This window comes from Acinetobacter sp. NCu2D-2 (assembly GCF_001647675.1).
GTDB lineage: Bacteria > Pseudomonadota > Gammaproteobacteria > Pseudomonadales > Moraxellaceae > Acinetobacter.
Genome location: NZ_CP015594.1, coordinates 1,505,592 through 1,524,452, shown reverse-complemented (window position 1 = coordinate 1,524,452; position 18,861 = coordinate 1,505,592). Strand labels below are relative to the sequence as shown.

At 39.4% G+C, this 18,861-nt stretch carries 16 protein-coding genes; 10 read left to right on the top strand and 6 right to left on the bottom strand.

The window, feature by feature from the left end; translation table 11 throughout:
- The first annotated feature begins 93 nt into the window (after positions 1-93).
- Complete coding sequence (locus A3K93_RS07255; RefSeq protein WP_067730293.1) at positions 94-309, top strand: DUF1653 domain-containing protein; 216 nt, start codon at positions 94-96, stop codon at positions 307-309.
- Between the two features lie 91 nt (positions 310-400).
- Here the strand turns inward: A3K93_RS07255 and A3K93_RS07250 are convergent, their stop codons facing one another.
- Positions 401-607: a KTSC domain-containing protein gene (locus tag A3K93_RS07250; protein WP_067730290.1), complete on the bottom strand. Its 207-nt coding sequence runs from the start codon at positions 605-607 to the stop codon at positions 401-403.
- 264 nt (positions 608-871) lie between these two features.
- Between A3K93_RS07250 and A3K93_RS07245 the strand changes: the two genes are divergently transcribed.
- Positions 872-1,942 (top strand): zinc-binding metallopeptidase family protein, encoded by a 1,071-nt coding sequence (locus tag A3K93_RS07245; protein ID WP_067730288.1) that lies wholly within the window; start codon positions 872-874, stop codon positions 1,940-1,942.
- A gap of 172 nt (positions 1,943-2,114) precedes the next feature.
- A complete protein-coding gene (locus A3K93_RS07240) occupies positions 2,115-3,077 on the top strand; it encodes an IS30 family transposase (RefSeq protein WP_067728081.1) in 963 nt (320 codons plus the stop codon).
- Between the two features lie 64 nt (positions 3,078-3,141).
- Here A3K93_RS07240 and ahpC read toward each other — a convergent pair whose 3' ends face one another.
- Positions 3,142-3,705, bottom strand: coding sequence for an alkyl hydroperoxide reductase subunit C (ahpC, locus tag A3K93_RS07235; protein WP_067730286.1), 564 nt, complete (start codon positions 3,703-3,705; stop codon positions 3,142-3,144).
- A gap of 582 nt (positions 3,706-4,287) precedes the next feature.
- Here ahpC and hrpA point away from each other — a divergent pair.
- From hrpA to A3K93_RS07205, 6 genes are all read left to right on the top strand, one after another.
- Positions 4,288-8,208 (top strand): ATP-dependent RNA helicase HrpA, encoded by a 3,921-nt coding sequence (hrpA, locus tag A3K93_RS07230; RefSeq protein ID WP_201787407.1) that lies wholly within the window; start codon positions 4,288-4,290, stop codon positions 8,206-8,208.
- A 30-nt stretch (positions 8,209-8,238) separates the two neighbouring features.
- Positions 8,239-9,351, top strand: coding sequence for a beta-ketoacyl-ACP synthase III (locus A3K93_RS07225; RefSeq protein WP_067730284.1), 1,113 nt, complete (start codon positions 8,239-8,241; stop codon positions 9,349-9,351).
- An 11-nt stretch (positions 9,352-9,362) separates the two neighbouring features.
- The gene (locus A3K93_RS07220; protein ID WP_067730281.1) at positions 9,363-10,130 is read left to right on the top strand and encodes a lysophospholipid acyltransferase family protein; all 768 of its coding nucleotides are present in this window, start codon (positions 9,363-9,365) and stop codon (positions 10,128-10,130) included.
- 132 nt (positions 10,131-10,262) lie between these two features.
- A complete protein-coding gene (locus tag A3K93_RS07215; protein ID WP_067730279.1) occupies positions 10,263-12,275 on the top strand; it encodes a PcfJ domain-containing protein in 2,013 nt (670 codons plus the stop codon).
- Positions 12,276-12,403: 128 nt separating this feature from the next.
- Positions 12,404-14,119, top strand: coding sequence for an AAA family ATPase (locus A3K93_RS07210; protein WP_067730277.1), 1,716 nt, complete (start codon positions 12,404-12,406; stop codon positions 14,117-14,119).
- A gap of 159 nt (positions 14,120-14,278) precedes the next feature.
- Positions 14,279-15,487, top strand: a complete 1,209-nt coding sequence (locus A3K93_RS07205; RefSeq protein WP_067730275.1) for an MFS transporter — start codon at positions 14,279-14,281, stop codon at positions 15,485-15,487.
- A 49-nt stretch (positions 15,488-15,536) separates the two neighbouring features.
- Here A3K93_RS07205 and A3K93_RS07200 read toward each other — a convergent pair whose 3' ends face one another.
- A complete protein-coding gene (locus A3K93_RS07200; RefSeq protein WP_067730273.1) occupies positions 15,537-15,989 on the bottom strand; it encodes a DUF441 domain-containing protein in 453 nt (150 codons plus the stop codon).
- 133 nt (positions 15,990-16,122) lie between these two features.
- Here A3K93_RS07200 and A3K93_RS07195 point away from each other — a divergent pair, with 133 nt between their 5' ends.
- Positions 16,123-16,836: a pseudouridine synthase gene (locus tag A3K93_RS07195; RefSeq protein WP_067730265.1), complete on the top strand. Its 714-nt coding sequence runs from the start codon at positions 16,123-16,125 to the stop codon at positions 16,834-16,836.
- Between the two features lie 9 nt (positions 16,837-16,845).
- Here A3K93_RS07195 and A3K93_RS07190 read toward each other — a convergent pair whose 3' ends face one another.
- The 3 genes from A3K93_RS07190 to A3K93_RS07180 form a co-directional block, all read right to left on the bottom strand.
- A complete protein-coding gene (locus A3K93_RS07190) occupies positions 16,846-17,289 on the bottom strand; it encodes a GNAT family N-acetyltransferase (RefSeq protein WP_067730261.1) in 444 nt (147 codons plus the stop codon).
- A gap of 95 nt (positions 17,290-17,384) precedes the next feature.
- A complete protein-coding gene (locus tag A3K93_RS07185) occupies positions 17,385-17,732 on the bottom strand; it encodes a type II toxin-antitoxin system RelB/DinJ family antitoxin (protein WP_067730259.1) in 348 nt (115 codons plus the stop codon).
- A 114-nt stretch (positions 17,733-17,846) separates the two neighbouring features.
- A complete protein-coding gene (locus A3K93_RS07180) occupies positions 17,847-18,755 on the bottom strand; it encodes an RluA family pseudouridine synthase (protein ID WP_067730254.1) in 909 nt (302 codons plus the stop codon).
- Positions 18,756-18,861 lie beyond the last annotated feature (106 nt).

Below are 18,861 nucleotides of genomic sequence, written 5' to 3'. Positions count from 1 at the left end.
AATGGGGATGAAACAGTAAATTTCAAGTAAGTGCATATAGCGTTATTCAATTTAACGTATGATTAAGCTCAAATGGCTATTGGAAATATAAAGATGTTACAACGCGGTATTTATAAACATTACAAAGGGCAGCTTTATCAAGTCTTGCATGTAGCAACACATAGCGAAACACGTGAAGAACTTGTGGTTTATCAATGTTTATATGGCGACTATTCAATTTGGGTACGACCATTGACTATGTTTACTGAGGTCGTGACATTAGATGACGATCGTGAGCTTGAACGTTTTAAACTGATTCAGGCACTTTAAGTCTGAAAAATAATGGGTCAGGGGTGAAATATGCAGAGGGAAAAAAATTGCATATTTCACATTCATTGATTTAATTGAGTAGTGTTAAAAATTAAGCAATATAAAGTTTATTGAAGTTTAGATCATACTCTAAGTATTTTTTGACGAAGGCTGCTTTGTCTTTACGCCTGAGTAAATTGTCATAAATATATTCAGGAACAGGATGGTAAAGCTCAATCATTCCATTGCTATAAAAAATCTGTAAATGATAGCTTGAATAATTATAAGAATAGCGAACAACGGTAAGTGGTACTCCCATAAGCATGCACCTCACTTTTAAGGAAAAACTGATGTGTTTACTTGACGCTAGTGCAATCAAATGGTTTTAAATATAGTGATATTGTATAAGTTCAGAGTATTCATGTAGTCATGATTTAAAACTTAAAAAATAAATAAAATCATCATCTTTTTAATTTACTTGGTATTTACGATTTATTGCATAAAGCTCATATTTTGAAAGTTAGTTCAGTTTTAAACTGCATTGAAAAATAAGTTTCATCACAGAATAACGATCGAGTCAAAAATGAAAATATTTCAATGTTCTCACTGTGAAAATGTGGTGTATTTCGATAACCAATTTTGTACAGCGTGTCACTCTGTTTTAGGCTTTGATTCTCGTCAATTAAAAATGTGTGCACTGACACCTGAAGAAAATCAGTCCTATAAAGAACCAGCATCCCAAATTACATATAAGTTTTGTGCCAACCATATCTATGGGGTGTGTAATTGGATTTTAGAAAAATCAGACTCACATGATTTTTGTATCGCTTGTCGAGTGAATCGTGTGATTCCCAACTTAAGTGAGCCTCAATATCGAAAACGTTGGCAGAAGATTGAGTTAGCTAAACATCGCTTAATGTATAGTCTGTTGCGCTGGAATTTACCTGTTGAACCTAAATCAATTGACCCAAAGCGTGGATTGGCCTTTGACTTTAAAGCAGATCCGAATTGTCCTAATGCACCTCGCATATTAACAGGGCATGACAATGGCTTGATTACCTTAAATATTGCTGAAGCAGATGATGTTGAGCGTGCCATGGCACGTAAAAATATGGATGAGGTTTATCGGACTTTATTGGGCCACTTTCGTCATGAAATTGGCCATTATTATTGGGATATATTGGTCGATCAGACTGAGTTTTTAAATCCATGTCGCGAGTTGTTTGGCGATGATCGTGCTTCTTATCAAGAGGCTTTAGACAAACACTATCATCAAGGGCCACCTGTAAATTGGATGGAACGCTATATCAGCTCTTATGCAACTATGCATCCGTGGGAAGATTGGGCGGAAACATGGGCGCACTACCTGCATATTATTGATGTTCTGGAAACAGCAGATACTTTTGGTATGCGATTACAACCTCAAGTCGTTCAGCATGATTTGACGCATATTATGCATTTGCCACAAACGTTTGATCCATATTTGCATGAAGATTTTGAAGATATTTATCAGGCTTGGCTGGCAGTATCACTTGCTATGAATAGTCTAAATCGCAGTATGGGGCATGATGATTTTTACCCATTCGTTATTAATCTGCATGTCAAAGAGAAACTTAGATTTATTCATCAGGTAATTCAATCACAAGTTCGATAACTTAAGTATGTGGCTTGAGAATAAAAAATATGAAATAAAGGAGTAATGTTATTCATTTATTCTCAATACGCAGATTCAAATCCCAAGTGCAACACATTTGTAGTTAGTTGAAAAAGTTAGGTGTATTCATAGAATCATTAGACTTTTTCAACTCGCAATTGGAAAGCACACAATGAAGAAATACACCCAACTTTCTCAAGATGAAAGATACGAAATTTATGCTACTTTGAAAAGTAAAAGTTCAATCGCTACCCTTGCTCGGGAGTTAGGACGTTCACGATCAACCATCTACCGTGAAATAAAAAGAAATACTGGGCAACGTGGATATAGAGCTCAACAGGCAGCTAAATTTGCAAGTCAAAGACGGTACCGTCCTTCATCATCAATGACAGCATTTGCCTTCGCTTATATTGATTATTTGATTGGTTTGGACTGGTCACCAGAACAAATTTCAGGTGCTTTAACACAACGCGGTTGGCTGGATGTACCTTCACATGAGTGGATTTACCAGTACATTTATCAAGATAAATCACAAGGAGGTAAACTCCATCTACACTTAAGGCATCAGAAGAAATATCGAAAACGCGGTTACAAAAACACGGATCGTAGGGGGCAAATCATTGATAAAACAAGTATTCACTGCAGAGACCAGGTCATTGATCAACGACAACGTTTAGGAGATTTCGAAGGTGACACGGTGATTGGTAAACATCATAAAGGTGCTTTATTGACACTCGTTGATCGAAAGAGCCTGTATGTACATATTGTTCATTTAGGGCCAACGAGAGCATCCTCTCAAACGATTACTTGTGCATTAGATCGTTTACAAATGAGCCATGCTTATAGTGTGACATTTGATAATGGCAAAGAATTTTCCGAACACAAAAGAATTACTAATGCTGGGATAGAGACGTATTTTGCTGATCCTTACAAGTCTATTCAGCGAGCTAGAAATGAAAATACGAATGGTTTAATCCGTCAATATCTGCCAAAATCATCATCGTTTGATGATGTGTCAAACGAACAAATAGAGCAGATAGAATTTGCACTCAACCATCGTCCTAGAAAAACACTAGGTTGGTATACACCGAGTGAAGTTATGGCTGGTTTTTATACTGTTGCACTTGCCGTTTGAATCCGCCATATAAAAAAACCACGCAAAAGCGTGGTTTTTTTGAATCAGTTCAATCTAAAACAAATTAGATTTTACCAACTAGGTCGATTGAAGGAGCAAGAGTTGCGTCGCCTTCTTTCCATTTAGCTGGGCAAACTTCACCTGGGTGAGCGTGTACGTATTGAGCTGCTTTAACTTTACGAAGAAGTTCTTGAGCATCACGACCAACACCACCAGCGTTGATTTCAACGATTTGGATTTTACCTTCTGGATCGATTACGAAAGTACCACGGTCAGCAAGGCCGTCAGCTTCGATTAGAACGTCGAAGTTTTTAGCAAGAGTCCAGTTCGCATCACCAACCATTACGTATTGGATTTTTTTGATTTCTTCTGAAGAATCGTGCCAAGCTTTGTGAGTGAAGTGAGTGTCAGTAGAAACTGAGTAGATTTCAACACCAAGTTTTTTGAATTCTTCGTAGTTGTCAGCAAGGTCACCAAGTTCAGTTGGGCAAACGAAAGTGAAGTCAGCTGGGTAGAAGAATACTACAGACCATTTACCTTTAAGGTCAGCTTCTGTAACTTCGATGAATTTACCGTTTTGGAATGCTTGTGCTTTGAATGGTTTAACTTCAGTATTAATCAAGCTCATCATTGTCTCCATGATTGAGGTTAGTCTTTAATTTTCAATTAAGAGTATCGAACTTTGGGTTGTAGCGAAAATGGTATTTTTACATTACAAAAATCGGAAAAACCGAATTAGGCCCGAAACACCGATCTCATTGAACTCCATTTTATAAATTAAATATCAATAGATTGATATTGTGATGACAAAATGAAGCAGTTCATCAATACGCATTAAGAGATGAAGTCATAGCATGACAATTTCAAGGTTAAATATTAAATAAATCATCAATATTTTTTTATTACGCTCAAATTCAATGATTTCGAAGCCTTTAATTTTTGTGTTTATATAAAAGTTTAAGAGACTCCAAACTCAATAAGGATACATGCTTGAGCTTATGAGATTTTACTTCATTCAAAACGTACCAATCATCTTTAAGTATTTTTGATATTGGGTTTGAAATATACAACCATAGGGTTTCGCTGCAAAAATTATAAGGGAACGATACCGTTATATCATTGGGAAAAATAAGGAAAGTGAGTAGAATAGCTGATTCTCAAATAGTGGTAGGACGTTGACTTGGCTGCGAAAGGTTTAAATGTAGAACATATGGTGATGGCACGTGACCGCCACCGTTTAAATCGATTACGCAAAGGTAAAGATGCTAATGCGGAGCAGTATCAAGAATTATTTGACAAGTCACATTTAAAAGTTCTTGAGCGTGTTGAGAAAATTCCAAATATTAAACTCAACCAAGATTTGCCGGTCACTCAATATGCCGACAAGCTGATTCAGGCAATTCAAGACAACCAAGTCATAATTGTGGCCGGTGAAACGGGTTCGGGTAAAACCACACAGCTTCCGCAAATTGCCATGTTGGCCGGTCGTGGTTTAACCGGTCTGATCGGTCATACCCAACCACGTCGACTTGCTGCACGTAGCGTGTCACAGCGAATCGCAGAAGAAGTCGGTGAAAAACTCGGTGAGTCGATTTCTTTTAAAGTTCGTTTTAATGAACAAGGGTCGCAAGACTCGATTGTCCGTCTAATGACGGATGGTATTTTGTTGGCTGAACTCGCGCATGACCGATTTTTAACAAAATACGACACCATTATTATTGATGAAGCGCATGAACGTTCGCTGAATATCGACTTCATCATGGGCTACTTAAAGCAGCTGTTGCCACGTCGTAAAGATCTCAAAGTCATCATTACCTCGGCAACTCTAGATGTAAATCGTTTCTCCAATTACTTTAATGGCGCGCCAATTTTTGAAGTAGAAGGGCGCAGTTTCCCTGTTGAAGTGCGTTATCGTCCAATTTCAGAAATGACCATTGGTGGTAGTGATGACGACGAGTTTGATGACTTTGAGGAAAATCTACCACGCGCGGTAGTCAAAGCCGTTGAAGAATGCTTCCAAGATGCACAAGAGAAAGGTCATCCTGAACACGCAGATATTTTGATCTTTGCCTCAACAGAGCAGGAAATTCGTGAGTTACAAGAAACTTTAATTAAGCATGGCCCACGACATACTGAAGTATTACCGCTGTATGCACGTTTGGCATTAGCTGAACAACAAAAAATCTTTAATCCATCAGGTGGTGGACGACGCATTATTATCGCGACCAACGTTGCGGAAACGGCATTGACCGTACCCAATATCCGTTATGTGATTGACAGTGGTTTTGCACGTATTTCGCGTTATAACTACCGTTCACGCGTGCAACGCTTGCCTATTGAAGCTATTTCGCAGGCCGCAGCCAACCAACGTAAAGGGCGTTGTGGTCGTATCGCGCCAGGTGTATGTATTCGATTGTATTCGGAAGAAGACTTTTTAAGTCGTCCTGAGTTTACTGAGCCTGAAATTAAACGTACTAACTTGGCATCGGTGATTTTACAGATGCAGAGTTTAGGGTTAGGTACGCTTGAAGAATTCGACTTTATTGAACCACCAGATCATCGTTTAGTAAATGATGGTCGTAAGCTCTTGATTGAGCTTGGTGCGATGGTGGAGAAGAAAGCTCATTCTTCTCAAGAAAAATCCCCTGACGTTGTAGATCAGAAGCAATCAACAACTTCCACTTCCTTCAAAAAAAGGGGAAATGCTAAGGTTGGAGACTCTCTGACTAAGATCGGTCATCAAATGGCGAAGATGCCAATTGACCCGCGTCTTGCCCGTATGATTTTAGGCGGGGCACATTTTGGTGTTTTAAATGAAGTCTTAATTATTGTTGCTGCCCTTGCGGTGCAAGACCCACGTGAACGTCCTGCAGATAAACAAATGCAAGCCGATCAAAAACATGCCTTATTCCGTGAAGCAGATTCTGACTTTTTGTTCTACATTAAATTGTGGGATGCCTTGGTTGCCAACCGTGAGATGAGCGAGAACAAGCGTCGCACCTTTGCGCGTAATCATTTCTTAAGTTGGCTGCGTTTACGTGAATGGAAAAAGACCCATGAACAATTGGTGGATTTGGCGCAAGGCTTAAAGTTGTCATTTAATGAGAAAAAAGCCAGCTACGAAAACTTACACCGTGCCTTGCTGACCGGTCTTTTATCCTTTATTGCCAATAAAACTGATGAACGTAATGTGTTTATGGCAGTACGTCAGCAAAAAGCACGTATTTTCCCTGCATCGACCTTACACAAGACCAATACGCCTTGGGTCATGGCCTTTGAGATGGTAGAAACCTCTCAGGTGTATATTCGTACCCTTGCCAAAATTGAACCTGAATGGATTTTATTGGCAGCGCGTGACTTGCTCAAACACCATTACTTTGAACCGCATTGGTCGAAAAAAGCCGGTGTGGTGCATGCCTATGATCAGATTTCATTATTTGGTTTAATCATTGAACCAAAACGTCAGGTCAATTATGAAAAAGTCGATCAACCTGCGGCACATGAAATTTTCCTGCGGGATGCACTCACCACGGGGCATCTTGGTATTACACCGCCATTCTTAAAGCATAATTTACAAAAGCTTGAAGAAGTAGAACGTGTAGAGGATAAGTTACGCCGTCGCGATTTAGTTGTTGATGAAGAAACGATTTATCAGTTCTATGCCTCTAAAGTGCCAAGTGAAGTGGCGAGCCGTCGTTCATTTGAAGATTGGCGTGCAACAGTCGAACCGAAAAATCCGAAATATTTATTTGTGGATGATGATGCGTTATGGATGAATGATCGTCCAACCACGCAGCAATTCCCTGATTATTTACGGAATGGTGAATTACGTTTGGCCGCAAGTTATCGTTTTGACCCAAGCCATGATGAAGATGGTGCAACGGTCAAAATTCCGGTACAAGCTTTACCACAAGTTGATCAAAACTTATGGTCTTGGGGTATTCCGGGTTGGCGACAAGATTTAATTGAAGCACTGCTGAAAAGTCTGCCGAAAGACAAACGTCGTAATTTGGTGCCGATTCCAGACACAGCCAAAAAACTCATGGCAAAGATAGATGTACAAGATTTGCAAAAGCATATTTTTAGTTTCTTGGCGTTCCAATTGCGCGGTGAACAGATCACAGAAAAAGACTTTGATCTTGAGCGCGTCGAGCAATATTTATTGCCTTTGATCAAAGTCATTGATGAAAAAGGTCGTGTGATTGAGAAAGGTCGTGACCTAGAGGAACTCAAAGCGCGCTGCCGTACTGAAACGCATAGTCCGGTGAAACAACTCAAAGGCGAATTTAAAGAATTTCCTGAGAATTTTGTCTTTGAAGCTTCGCAAAAAGTGACCGGTGTGGTGGTGAAGCAATACCAAGCCCTAGTGCCGACTAAAGACTTTGCAGCGTTGGAACAAAAAGATGAATCAGGTGTGGTGATTCAAACCTTTAATGATCAAGCTGAAGCGATTAAACAACACCGTGCCGGTGTGATTCGACTCATTCACATGCAATTGGGCGATTTGATCCGTCAGCTGAAAAAACAAATTTCTAAACCGCTTGCATTGGCTTATTCACCCCTTGGTGATAAAGCGAAACTTGAGCAAATGTTAGTTTATGCCACACTGCACCTTGCAATAAATGAGCTTCCTGTCAATGCGCAAGAGTTCCAAAAGCTGCTTGAAGATGTAAAAAAATCTTTCCTCACTCATGGGCAGGTGGCGCTACGTCATATCACTGAAATTTACACACAGTGGCAAGAAATACGTCGGAAACTCTTGGTTTTAGACGATTCTGTATTTGGGAAAAATATCGATGACATCGAAGATCAGCTTGATTTAATGTATCTTTCTGACTTTGTGTACACTAAATCTGCTGACATATGGGTCGAATTTCCACGCTATTTAAAAGCGCTGATCATTCGACTTGACCGCTTGCCGCATAATTTACAAAGGGACAATTCTGCCATTGATCAAGTCGACCCTTGGATGGAAAAATTGTTCAAATTTAAAAATGACGCTCGCCTGAAAGAATTGTATTTCATGACTGAAGAACTGCGGATCTCATTATTTTCACAACCGATGAAAACAAAAGGTCCAATTTCGCCCACACGTTTGCAAAAAGTTTGGGATAAGCTTGGAATCAGTTAAGATATAGGTAATTTCTAAAAGGAGTTTTACATGGGCATCCGCATTACGGGTACAGGTCTTTATCATCCAGAAGATGTCATCACCAATGAAGAATTGGTTGAGGCACTTAATGCTTATGTGGAACAGTACAACAGCGAAAATGCTGAAAAAATCGCGGCAGGCGAACTCGAAGCACGCCGTGGTTCTAGCGCAGAATTTATTGAAAAAGCATCAGGCGTAAAAGCGCGTTATGTTGCAGAAAAAAGCGGGATCTTAGATCCGAAACGTTTACGTCCTTTGCTACGTGAACGTTCAAATGATGAATTGTCGATTCAAGCAGAGTGGGGCGTAACTGCTGCCAAACAAGCGATGGAAAATGCAGGCGTGACTGCTGAAGACATCGATGTGGTGATTTTGTCTTGCTCAAACTTACAACGTGCATATCCTGCGGTTGCGATTGAAATTCAAACTGCACTTGGGATCCAAGGTTATGCCTATGATATGAACGTGGCATGTTCGGCTGCAACATTTGGTATTAAGCAAGCGTACGATGCGATTAAAGCAGGTGCGCGCCGTGTATTACTAGTAAATGTTGAAATTACATCAGGTCATACAGACTTCCGTTCACGTGACTGTCACTTCATTTTTGGTGATGTGGCAACAGCTTCAATTATTGAAGAAACTGAAACTAAGACTGGTTTTGAAGTTGAAGACATTCAATTATTCACACAGTTCTCAAACAACATCCGCAATAACTTTGGTTTCTTAAACCCAAGTGAAACCACCAATGCTGATGACAAACGTTTCCGCCAAGACGGTCGTAAAGTATTTAAAGAAGTCTGTCCATTGGTTGCAAAAATGATTACCAAGCAATTGGAGAAAAATCAAATTGCTCCGCAAGATGTAAAACGTTTCTGGTTACACCAAGCCAACGCCAGCATGAACGAACTCATTCTGAAATTGGTGGTAGGTAAAGAACACGCGCAGCCTGATCTTGTGCCAATCATTTTGGATGAATTTGCCAATACCTCATCTGCAGGTGTGATCATTGCTCTACACCGTACAGCTGACCAAGTAAATGACGGCGAATACGGCGTATTATGTTCATTTGGTGCAGGTTATTCAGTGGGTTCTGTACTTGTTAAGAAACATGTTGTGGCTTAAGGAAGTCCAATATGCACATTGGGCATGATGCGAAATGGATCAAAAGACTAACCGCCTTATCTAAATTGTATTTCACGCCCACTTTTTTAGGTGCGGAGCATATTGATGCCTCCAAACCTGCGATGTATGTCGGTAATCATTCAATCTATGGTGTATTTGATTCACCTATTATTGTGGATTACCTCTACAACGAACATAAAGTGGCTGTGGTCAGTATTGCTGATCATAGCCATTTTTATATTCCGCTTTGGCGCGATATTTTTAAAAAGTTTGGCGCTATTGATGGTGTGAAAGAATATGTTCGTGAAGCCATGCGGCAGGGCTATTCAATATTGGTTTTTCCTGGTGGCGGTCGGGAAGTGTCCAAAAGGGATGGGGAACAATATCAACTCATCTGGAAAGAGCGCTATGGGTTTTTAAAACTCGCTCAAGAGTTTAATTATGATATTGTGCCTTTTGCTGCCTTAGGCGGTGATGAACTTTATGAGATTGGGCTTGATGCCACACGTATTACGGACAATAAACTGTTTAAATCATTACTTAAAATTCCAAAAGTAGATTCCTTTTTACGTCATGGTGATGTAATTCCATCTTTACCTAAACATCTGATTCCAAAACGCTTACCATTTTATTTTCAGTTTTTAGCGCCCCAATCTATTGCGCATATTCAGACTCAGGAAGAGCTTGTAGACTATCGAGATACATTACAACAAAGTATTTACACGGCTTTAAATGACTTAAAACAGAAAAGAAAATTGGATTATCCTGAAAAATTTTAATTATTATTTGTGAGTATTGTCACTATATCAATAGTTCTGTGTGCATTATTTGGACTTTTAGTTGCCAGTACTGTTCTGTGTAGAAATTGCCGAATATGATTTAATAGTCCAAAGGCTATAAAAGGTACGTGTATGGAACAGGATCATTTAGTACAACAGTATCAACGACTCGCCAAACAGATGACACGGATTTCTCAAAATTTAAATGCGATCTATGTTGATCAAATGGCGATTGTGGGTAACTTGACGGCTCAAAATATGTTTAAAATCCTGCAAGAACAGCATGCTGTGTCTTTGCTAGATGGTCTATTTGAGCTGCAGTTTCATACACCGCGTACCATGCGCAAACATGCCGAACAGGCTTTGGTGGTATTTGAAGTTAAACAGCCGAGTTGTTATTCAGAAAAACTAGAAGAATTTTTCTTACAAGATCTTTATTTTCTAACAGGTGACCAAAAGCCGCAGCACTCTATTTTTCTGCGTGAAAAAGCTCAGCATTTAAGACAAATGATCATTGATGAAGTGTATCGCTGGGTCAATGGCAAACGTCGTGTGCAGGCCTTTTTAGAGCAACTGTCTTACGTGCAAGCAGATATATTAGATCATCTGCTAATTAAAGCAGGATTTTATAAAAAACCATTGATGATTAATCATGTCATGCATGATGAGGCAATTCCAGAATCGATCATCGAAATATTAGAAGATATTTTCTCACTGCATTATTTAGCTGAGGATGATTTTCTATCTGTGCAAAGCCTCATGCAGTGTTTGGATGACTTTTGTTTTAGTGCGGATGAGTTTTTAAATCCTGAGATCTATCGCATTATGAGTTTGTCATTTGAAGAACGTTTCAACTTGCAAGAGCTGAATGAGCATGAGGATGATGTCAATTTATTATTTCAGCATGCTTTAGAACGAAACAATATGCTCGGTTTTGTTCGTTTAATGAATCGAGACTACTGGAAACAAGATAACCTGTTAGCCAAGAAAAACTTTTTGGAAGTCAGTCCGACACTCTGGCAAAAGAAAGTCGCAAAACTGCCATTGTTTGATTGTAGGCGAGCCGTGAATTGGGTGTTTAAACAATCGCCTGAAGTCTTAGATTGGCTGAGTGCCAATATCCAGCACAGTAGTGTGCGTGTTGCTGTAACGGCAATGAGTTTTGTCGATACGCATCATGTTCACCCACAAATTATTTTGTCCACCTTGCAATATTTCCAATATGCATCTGCACGTTTATTTATTCATTCTGCGCATCATATGGCGATGCAGCACGGTTGGTTCCAACATGAAAATAATAAACAGGTGGTGCTGAAAGGAACACGTCAGGCGGTTGATGATCATCGCGTTGCCATTAGTCCTTCTATTTTGTATTTAGATGAATGGATGTGTTTAATCCGTGATGTAGTCAAAATGGATGATGCGGTTCTGAAGAAAGTCTATATCGGGCTTAGCCGTGTTATGCAGGCTTATATGCAGCATCTACACAAAATGACAGAGCATTTATCGGAAGATTTACTCGATTTTATCCGACCACAGAAGCAGCAAAATCGCGATTTTTTTACCGTCTTACAGCGTTATCGTATTCAGCTTGAAGATTTTAGAAAGGTCTTTTATTTACAGTTAGGCAATGTCCGTGAATCTGTCTTTGATAGTTATGTACGGGATTATTTGGCTGATTATTTTTCTTCGCATAAAGATGTGCCAAAAAGTTTGACGTGGAATGGACTGTTCCACCAAGCAGTAGAATGGCACGACATGATTCAAAAACAGGAAATTATTGCCAAACTGAAAAAAGAGTTTGCCCTCGCACGTTGGAAAAGTTTGAGTCATACACCTGTTGTGCAGTACTTCAATTGGAACTTCGAAGAACTTAAAACCATTGATGACATTATTGAAACTTCTAAGCGTTTCAGGAATTGCTTAGCCGCAAGTTACGCGCAGCGAATTATTGAAGGGGAGTACGCCGTATTCCATATGAGTCACCGCGATTTGGCTGAACCTTTGCTATTAGGTTGTTATTTAAGAAGTCATCATTTGGTCTTCGATCAACTTGAATATCCGAATAACCAAAAGGCCGAAGCGGAATACTGCAATATCGCAATTCATTTTGTGAATTGGTTTAATCAGCAATTGAGTCAGTAGAGTTGGCAATGATTTAAGCAAGACTGGTCATAAGTTGTCGTGGAATTGCCAATAAGTCAGTCAGCGGTGACTTAACTTTTGCGGTAAAAATCGTTAGGCTATAGCCGTTCTTTTACGGTATTGGTTCTATGAAACAGGAAACTGCGCTTAAGTTACTCAAAGCAGGGGAAAATGTCTTTTTAACAGGCTCTGCGGGTGCTGGTAAAACCTATACGTTGAATCAATACATCAATTATCTAAAAGCGCGTAAAGTGGCAGTCGCGATCACAGCTTCGACAGGGATTGCAGCGACCCATATGAATGGGATGACGATTCACACATGGGCAGGGATCGGAATTAAAGATGCCTTGTCTGAAGATGATCTCAAGCGCATGAAAGAGCGCAAATACTTAAAAGAACATTTAGAAAATGCCCAAGTCTTAATTATTGATGAAATCTCCATGCTGCATGCCAAACAGCTAAATTTAGTCAATAAAGTCCTTAAATATTTTAAAGAATCTGATGAAGCCTTTGGTGGCATTCAAGTGATTGTGGCAGGGGATTTTTTCCAGTTACCGCCTGTAGGTAAAAACGACGAACGTAATCGCGATAAATTCTGCTTTATGTCGGATGCATGGGTGGAAGCCAAATTCCGAGTGTGTTATCTAACAGAGCAACATCGTCAAGGAAATGATTACCTGAACGATATTTTAAATGCGATTCGCGCTCAAGCCATTACCCCTGAACATCGTAATGCGCTACAGGGAACACGTCATCAAGATATTGGTGAAACCTATACGCGTTTATATACCCATAATATGGATGTCGATAGTATTAACTATCGTCATTTAAATGAAATTGATAATGAACCTCGTCAGTTTGATGCCCAGTGCGATGGGAATGAAAAACTGATTGAAACTTTAAAATCTTCTGTACGTGCACCTGAATCACTCACTTTAAAGAAACACGCTAAAGTCATGTTTGTGAAAAATAACTTTGATATGGGTTATATCAACGGTAGCTTAGGTGAAGTGATAGGTTTTGAAGAGGATGATGAATATGGTGTATTGCCGAAAGTGAAACTCACCGATGGAACAACTTTACTGGTTGAACCCGAGACTTGGTCAGTCGATAATGATGCAGGTAAAACCATTGCCAGCTTCCAACAAATCCCGCTTCGTCTTGCATGGGCGATTACTATTCATAAATCACAAGGTATGACCTTAGAGGCGGCAGAAATTGATTTAAGTCATACCTTTGAAAATGGTCAGGGTTATGTGGCGTTATCGCGTTTAAAAACTTTAGATGGTTTACGTTTGAAAGGTTTTAATGATCAAGCTTTGGAATTAGACAGTCTAGCTATTAAAGCAGATCGCCGTTTTCAGGAGCTTTCCAATGAAGCAGAAGACCACTTTGATAATATTGATCTAACTCCACAGCATAAAGCCTTTATCCGTCACTGTGGCGGTACGCTAAATGAAGTCGAAATTGAGCGCAATGAAAAGAAAATTGCACGAAATGCGACAAAGCAAAACTATGCATCAGCAACCTTAGATGAAACGCGCGAGTTATTTGAAGAAGGTTATGAGATCTCAGATATTGCGACAGAACGTGGCTTAACCCCAGCAACAATTATCAATCATCTAGGACGTTTGCATAAAGAACAAGGTTTGGATATTTCTGTTGCACATCCGGGTGATGAAGTTGTTGAGCAAGTGAGAAAAATTTATAAACGTTTAACTAAACGCCAAAATGCAGAACATTTCAATGATGATGGGTCTATCAAGTTACGTCCAATCGTGGAATTAACTTCTCCGCGTATGGGCTATGATCAAGTGCGTTTAGCCTTATTATTTGTCGAATAGAACAACATCATATTTTTGTCAATTCATACTAAGGTATGAAGATTTTTGTATTTCTATGAAATTATCACATATTGATATTTTTATTCGACTTTCAATGTATAGGCAGTAGGATTCATCTTTGCTATTCTCGCTAAAATTTTAGTGTGAGAGGGATGAATCATGCCGAAAGTGCAATGGATAGCAAAAGATCTATGGATTATTGCAGCAGGTTTTGCTGCAGCGATGCATGTGGGGAAGCTTCCAGCCGCTATTCCTGTACTTCAAGCCGAACTAGGTTTGTCTTTGGTGCAGTCGGGGTTATTACTCTCATGTATCCAATGTTGTGGGATGTTCTTTGCACTCTTAATTGGCAGTAATAACGATAAAATCGGTTTAAAAAATTGTATTTTGCTTGGACTTTCTTTACTTAGTCTTGGGAGTATTATTGCGGGACTGACACAATCTGTTATTGCGTTGTTTGCTACACGCGTGATTGAAGGCATTGGTTTCTTACTTATTACGCTGTCAGGACCTGCTTTAATTCGACATTTAGTCCCAACTACAAGTTTGTCTGCAAAAATGGGACTTTGGACAGCCTATATGGGCGGTGGTATGGGCATTGCCTTGATTTCCGCGCCATTTCTTATTGAGCAGCTGAGTTGGTCTGCGGTGTGGTTTGGCTATGCTTTTTGCACCTTGATTGTGTTGGCTGGCTTGGCTTTATATATTCCCGCACCTGACAAACACCCATCTTCTGTAAAAGTAAAACATTTAATTCTACAGACCATTAAACATCCGCCTGCATGGTGTCTGGCGCTCATTTTCTTTAGTTACTCGGGTCAATGGCTCGCGCTAGTCGGTTTTTTGCCTACGATTTATGCGAATAATCAGATTTCGCCGACTTTGGCAGGTGTCATGACAGCTACTGTATCTGTTACTAATGCGATTGGAACATTTATTTGTGGCTTGATGTTACAGCGTGGGATCTCAGCTAAAAAAATCTTTATACAAAGTTTTATCGTACTGGCTTTATGTACCAGCATTTTTTATTCCTTTACGACAGAGCTGCATTACTTAATTCAATTCGTGATTGCATTTTTATTTTCATTGGTGGGTGGTTTTATCGCGGCATGTGTATTTACACAAGCACTTGAACATGCTCCAAATCCAATGGCAATTAGTACAACAGTTGGACTGATTTTACAGTTATCAGCCATTTCTCAATTTATGATGCCACCTTTGGTTGCTTTTGTCGTAACACAAACGGCTTCGTGGGCATTTGCGAGTGCAATTATGGCGCTGTTTTCAGCCTTTGGAATTCTACTCTGCGTTTTGCTCTATCGATGGGTGTCAAAAAAACAAATCAAGGACGCAGTGTTATCGAGCTAGATGCGTATAAAAGAACCCTTTAGTGATATTCATTAAAGGGTTAGTTCATTTATTTCGTGCCAATCAACAGGGATAATAGCCCTGCTGCAATCAATGGTCCAACAGGTACTCCACGAAGTAATGCCACACCGGCAACGGTTCCAAGCAGTAGCCCCGCAACGATATTGGGCTGACTTCCCATTAATTTGACACCACGACCGCCAAGCCAAGCGACAAAAACACCAATTGCAACTGCCAACAAAGACTTCCAGCTCAGGAATGATTTTAAAATGCTTTCACCCGAAATCTTACCGCTTGCAATCGGACTTAATACGCCAATCGTCAAAATGATAATCCCGATATTTAAGCCATGCGCTTGCACATAGGGCATAAACTGACTGAGCGGCGTAATTTTTAAAACAATCAGCACTGCAGCTGCGATTGTGACAGCGGTATTGTGACTGAAGATGCCACAGGCCAATAAAATTAATAAAACGAGGAGATTCAGATCAAGTTGGGACATGTAAATCAAAACAGAAAGAATTTATCTGCATTGTAGTCTGTTTTTGCGCCAAGCTCTAATGAGATAAAGGCTGAAGAATATTGAGCTTTCAGTATAAAATGTGCCAATTATTTATATGGAAAGGCTTTGCGCGATGCTACTGGAGAAAATGTTGCAATCACAGGGGTTTGGATCACGCAAACATTGTCAGCAACTGATTAAAAATGGCTTGGTCACTATTCACGGTGAAATCATGGATAATCCAAAAACTAAACTGGATTTAAATGGTTTGGAATATACCGTACATGGTCATCGATATCAGTATCGAGAAAAAGTCTACATTGCCTTAAATAAACCGCAAGGTTATGAATGTTCACATCAAGCGACACATCATTTTAGTGTGTTTGATTTATTTGATGATGTTTTGTTGAATCGCAATATTCAGTGTGTGGGGCGGCTTGATCAAGATACCACTGGGCTTTTGCTTTTAACTGACGATGGACAGTTTTTACAAGCATTGACGCACCCGAAAAAACATGTAGCGAAAGTGTATCAGATGGATCTTGCGGATGCGGTGACAGATGAACAAATACAACAACTCACGAAGGGTGTAGAACTACGTAATGAAGATGGTGTATTTGCTGCAACGGATGTGCAGCGATTAGATACGCACACCTTGCACATGACGATTCATCAGGGTGTATATCATCAAGTGAAACGCATGCTTGCTGCAGTGGGCAACAAAGTAGAGCGTTTGCATCGTGCTCAGATTGGTACATTACAACTGAATGATTTAGCTGAAGGTGAATGGATCTTCTTAAATGAAGCACAAATTACGCAAGCTAAGTTCCGTTCAACTGATGCTTGATCATCTCAATTATTTTAAGAAACAGTGATAAGTCTGAAATTCGTTGTCTTTCATAAATCCCATGGACTCGTATAGCTCGTGGGATTGGAAATTATTCTTCTGTGTTTCGAGGCTAATACGTAAACCATTTTGACTTTTTGCGTATAAGATTGCGGTATTAATCAGTTGACGTGCCGCACCTTGGCGTCTAAATGCGGGTGTGACATACACATCATCCAATATAAAATAAGTGGAACATGCAACCGAAGAAAAACCTAAATACAGGAGGATAAAACCTGTAAATGCATCATCTTTAGTATTAATAAAAATGACTGTTTGACCATCCTTAAAACGTTGTTCTAAGAAATCACCAGATAAGGTGAGATTGGATGAAGCACCATAAAACTGACGATACTCATCAAAAAGAATAGTGAGTTTTTCGAGGTCTTCAGCTTGAGCCTGTCGGACGATCATTGAATACTCCATGCATTGTTTTTATGGTTTTAGCATGAAGCATAACTAAGTTAGCTGTGCAATTGCGTGAGAAATTGTTTGAAAATGCTACAGGATTAGGTTTTATCACTTTCACCTAGAATGGCATTTAGTTCTTCAAACAAATCAAAATCATCATCTTCAGTTTGCAAGTCTAAATCTGCTTGTTCAGATTGATTAGCGACTAGCCCCAACGAATTGGCATGTTTCACTTCGTTTTGCTTTAACTTACGCAGTTTAATCAATTGCTCTAAGTTGATATTTTGATTTTCAATCGAGAAGGGGATTGATTTAGTCAAAACCACTTGCTTAAAGAACAGTCGCACCGCTTGTGCTGGTGTGATCCCCAATTGCTTAAATACTGCAAATGCCTGTTTCTTTTCTTGGGAATCCAGGCGAATTTGATAGACTTCAGTTTTTCTCATAATATTTTCAAAGCTTTAAATTACTTAACTTTTCGCATTTATTCTAATCTATTGTGATTAGAATTCAATGCATAAGAGATGGAAATACAAAAATAAAGCGTAATGACAAGCCCATTACAGTGTCAATTCAAATTCCGACACAAAATGCATCGGTTGTTGTGTCATCGGGTCGATAAACTCGATTTCTTTAGCGAGTAATTGTAAAGGTGCAGAAAAATCATCATCTGCTTTATGCGCGACTACTGGATAAAATGGATCATTTTCGATGGGAATACCCAAATAATTTAAATGCACGCGGAGCTGATGCTGCTTACCTGTATGAGGTTGTAGTACATACTTTGCACGCGAATCTTTATGCTCAAGCAAGCTAATTAGTGTTTCACTATTTGGTTCGCCCGAGATCACTTGCATGGTGTAAAAAGGATGGCCTTTTTCCATTCTTAAACGTGTAGTAAAGGGGAGTTTAAGCTCAGGCTTGAAAGCTGCAATTGCATGATACGTCTTCTGTACATGCCTATTGGCAAACATTTGTTGATATGCACCACGTGACTCAAGTGTTTTTGAGAAAAGCACAATTCCTGCTGTTTCACGATCTAAGCGATGAATGGGGGTTAGATCAGGGTTACCCATCTGTTTTTTCAAACGTACTAAAAGTGTTTCTTGAACATATTGACCGGTAGGTGACATTGTTAGAAAGTGCGGTTTATCAACCACGAGCAAATGTTCATTTTCAAATAAAATCTGATGTTCAAATGGCACATGTATTTCATGTTCAAGAAAGCGATAGTAAAAACAATGCGTATTGGCTTGGTACGAACTTGATTGATTCAACTTATTGCCCAATGCATCATAGACTAAACCTTGTTCAAAACGTGATGTCCATTCAGTATGTGAAATGTGAGGAAACTCAGCACACAAATAATCAAAAATGGTTTGTGGTAAAGGATCAACTGATTTTAAGAAAACTTTACTGGCGGTAACGCCATCGAGCATAGGGGGAATAAAATCGGAAGTTGATGTCATGATGAATTGAAACTCAAAGCTTAAACAGATGTGCTGAAAAAATACATTTTCTGAATGATCAGAATGGGCTTTTAAAGCGCTGCGATGCTATCATAATTGTTCTTTT

What these genes read in the sequence shown, in the direction of transcription:
- A3K93_RS07215 (WP_067730279.1), top strand. Translation starts at nt 10,263, where the DNA reads ATGGAACAGGATCATTTAGTACAACAGTATCAACGACTCGCCAAACAG.
- A3K93_RS07205 (WP_067730275.1), top strand. Translation starts at nt 14,279, where the DNA reads ATGCCGAAAGTGCAATGGATAGCAAAAGATCTATGGATTATTGCAGCA.
- A3K93_RS07245 (WP_067730288.1), top strand. Translation starts at nt 872, where the DNA reads ATGAAAATATTTCAATGTTCTCACTGTGAAAATGTGGTGTATTTCGAT.
- A3K93_RS07185 (WP_067730259.1), bottom strand. Translation starts at nt 17,732, where the DNA reads ATGAGAAAAACTGAAGTCTATCAAATTCGCCTGGATTCCCAAGAAAAG.
- A3K93_RS07220 (WP_067730281.1), top strand. Translation starts at nt 9,363, where the DNA reads ATGCACATTGGGCATGATGCGAAATGGATCAAAAGACTAACCGCCTTA.
- A3K93_RS07180 (WP_067730254.1), bottom strand. Translation starts at nt 18,755, where the DNA reads ATGACATCAACTTCCGATTTTATTCCCCCTATGCTCGATGGCGTTACC.
- hrpA (WP_201787407.1), top strand. Translation starts at nt 4,288, where the DNA reads ATGGTGATGGCACGTGACCGCCACCGTTTAAATCGATTACGCAAAGGT.
- A3K93_RS07195 (WP_067730265.1), top strand. Translation starts at nt 16,123, where the DNA reads ATGCTACTGGAGAAAATGTTGCAATCACAGGGGTTTGGATCACGCAAA.
- A3K93_RS07210 (WP_067730277.1), top strand. Translation starts at nt 12,404, where the DNA reads ATGAAACAGGAAACTGCGCTTAAGTTACTCAAAGCAGGGGAAAATGTC.
- ahpC (WP_067730286.1), bottom strand. Translation starts at nt 3,705, where the DNA reads ATGAGCTTGATTAATACTGAAGTTAAACCATTCAAAGCACAAGCATTC.
- A3K93_RS07190 (WP_067730261.1), bottom strand. Translation starts at nt 17,289, where the DNA reads ATGATCGTCCGACAGGCTCAAGCTGAAGACCTCGAAAAACTCACTATT.
- A3K93_RS07240 (WP_067728081.1), top strand. Translation starts at nt 2,115, where the DNA reads ATGAAGAAATACACCCAACTTTCTCAAGATGAAAGATACGAAATTTAT.
- A3K93_RS07225 (WP_067730284.1), top strand. Translation starts at nt 8,239, where the DNA reads ATGGGCATCCGCATTACGGGTACAGGTCTTTATCATCCAGAAGATGTC.
- A3K93_RS07250 (WP_067730290.1), bottom strand. Translation starts at nt 607, where the DNA reads ATGGGAGTACCACTTACCGTTGTTCGCTATTCTTATAATTATTCAAGC.
- A3K93_RS07200 (WP_067730273.1), bottom strand. Translation starts at nt 15,989, where the DNA reads ATGTCCCAACTTGATCTGAATCTCCTCGTTTTATTAATTTTATTGGCC.
- A3K93_RS07255 (WP_067730293.1), top strand. Translation starts at nt 94, where the DNA reads ATGTTACAACGCGGTATTTATAAACATTACAAAGGGCAGCTTTATCAA.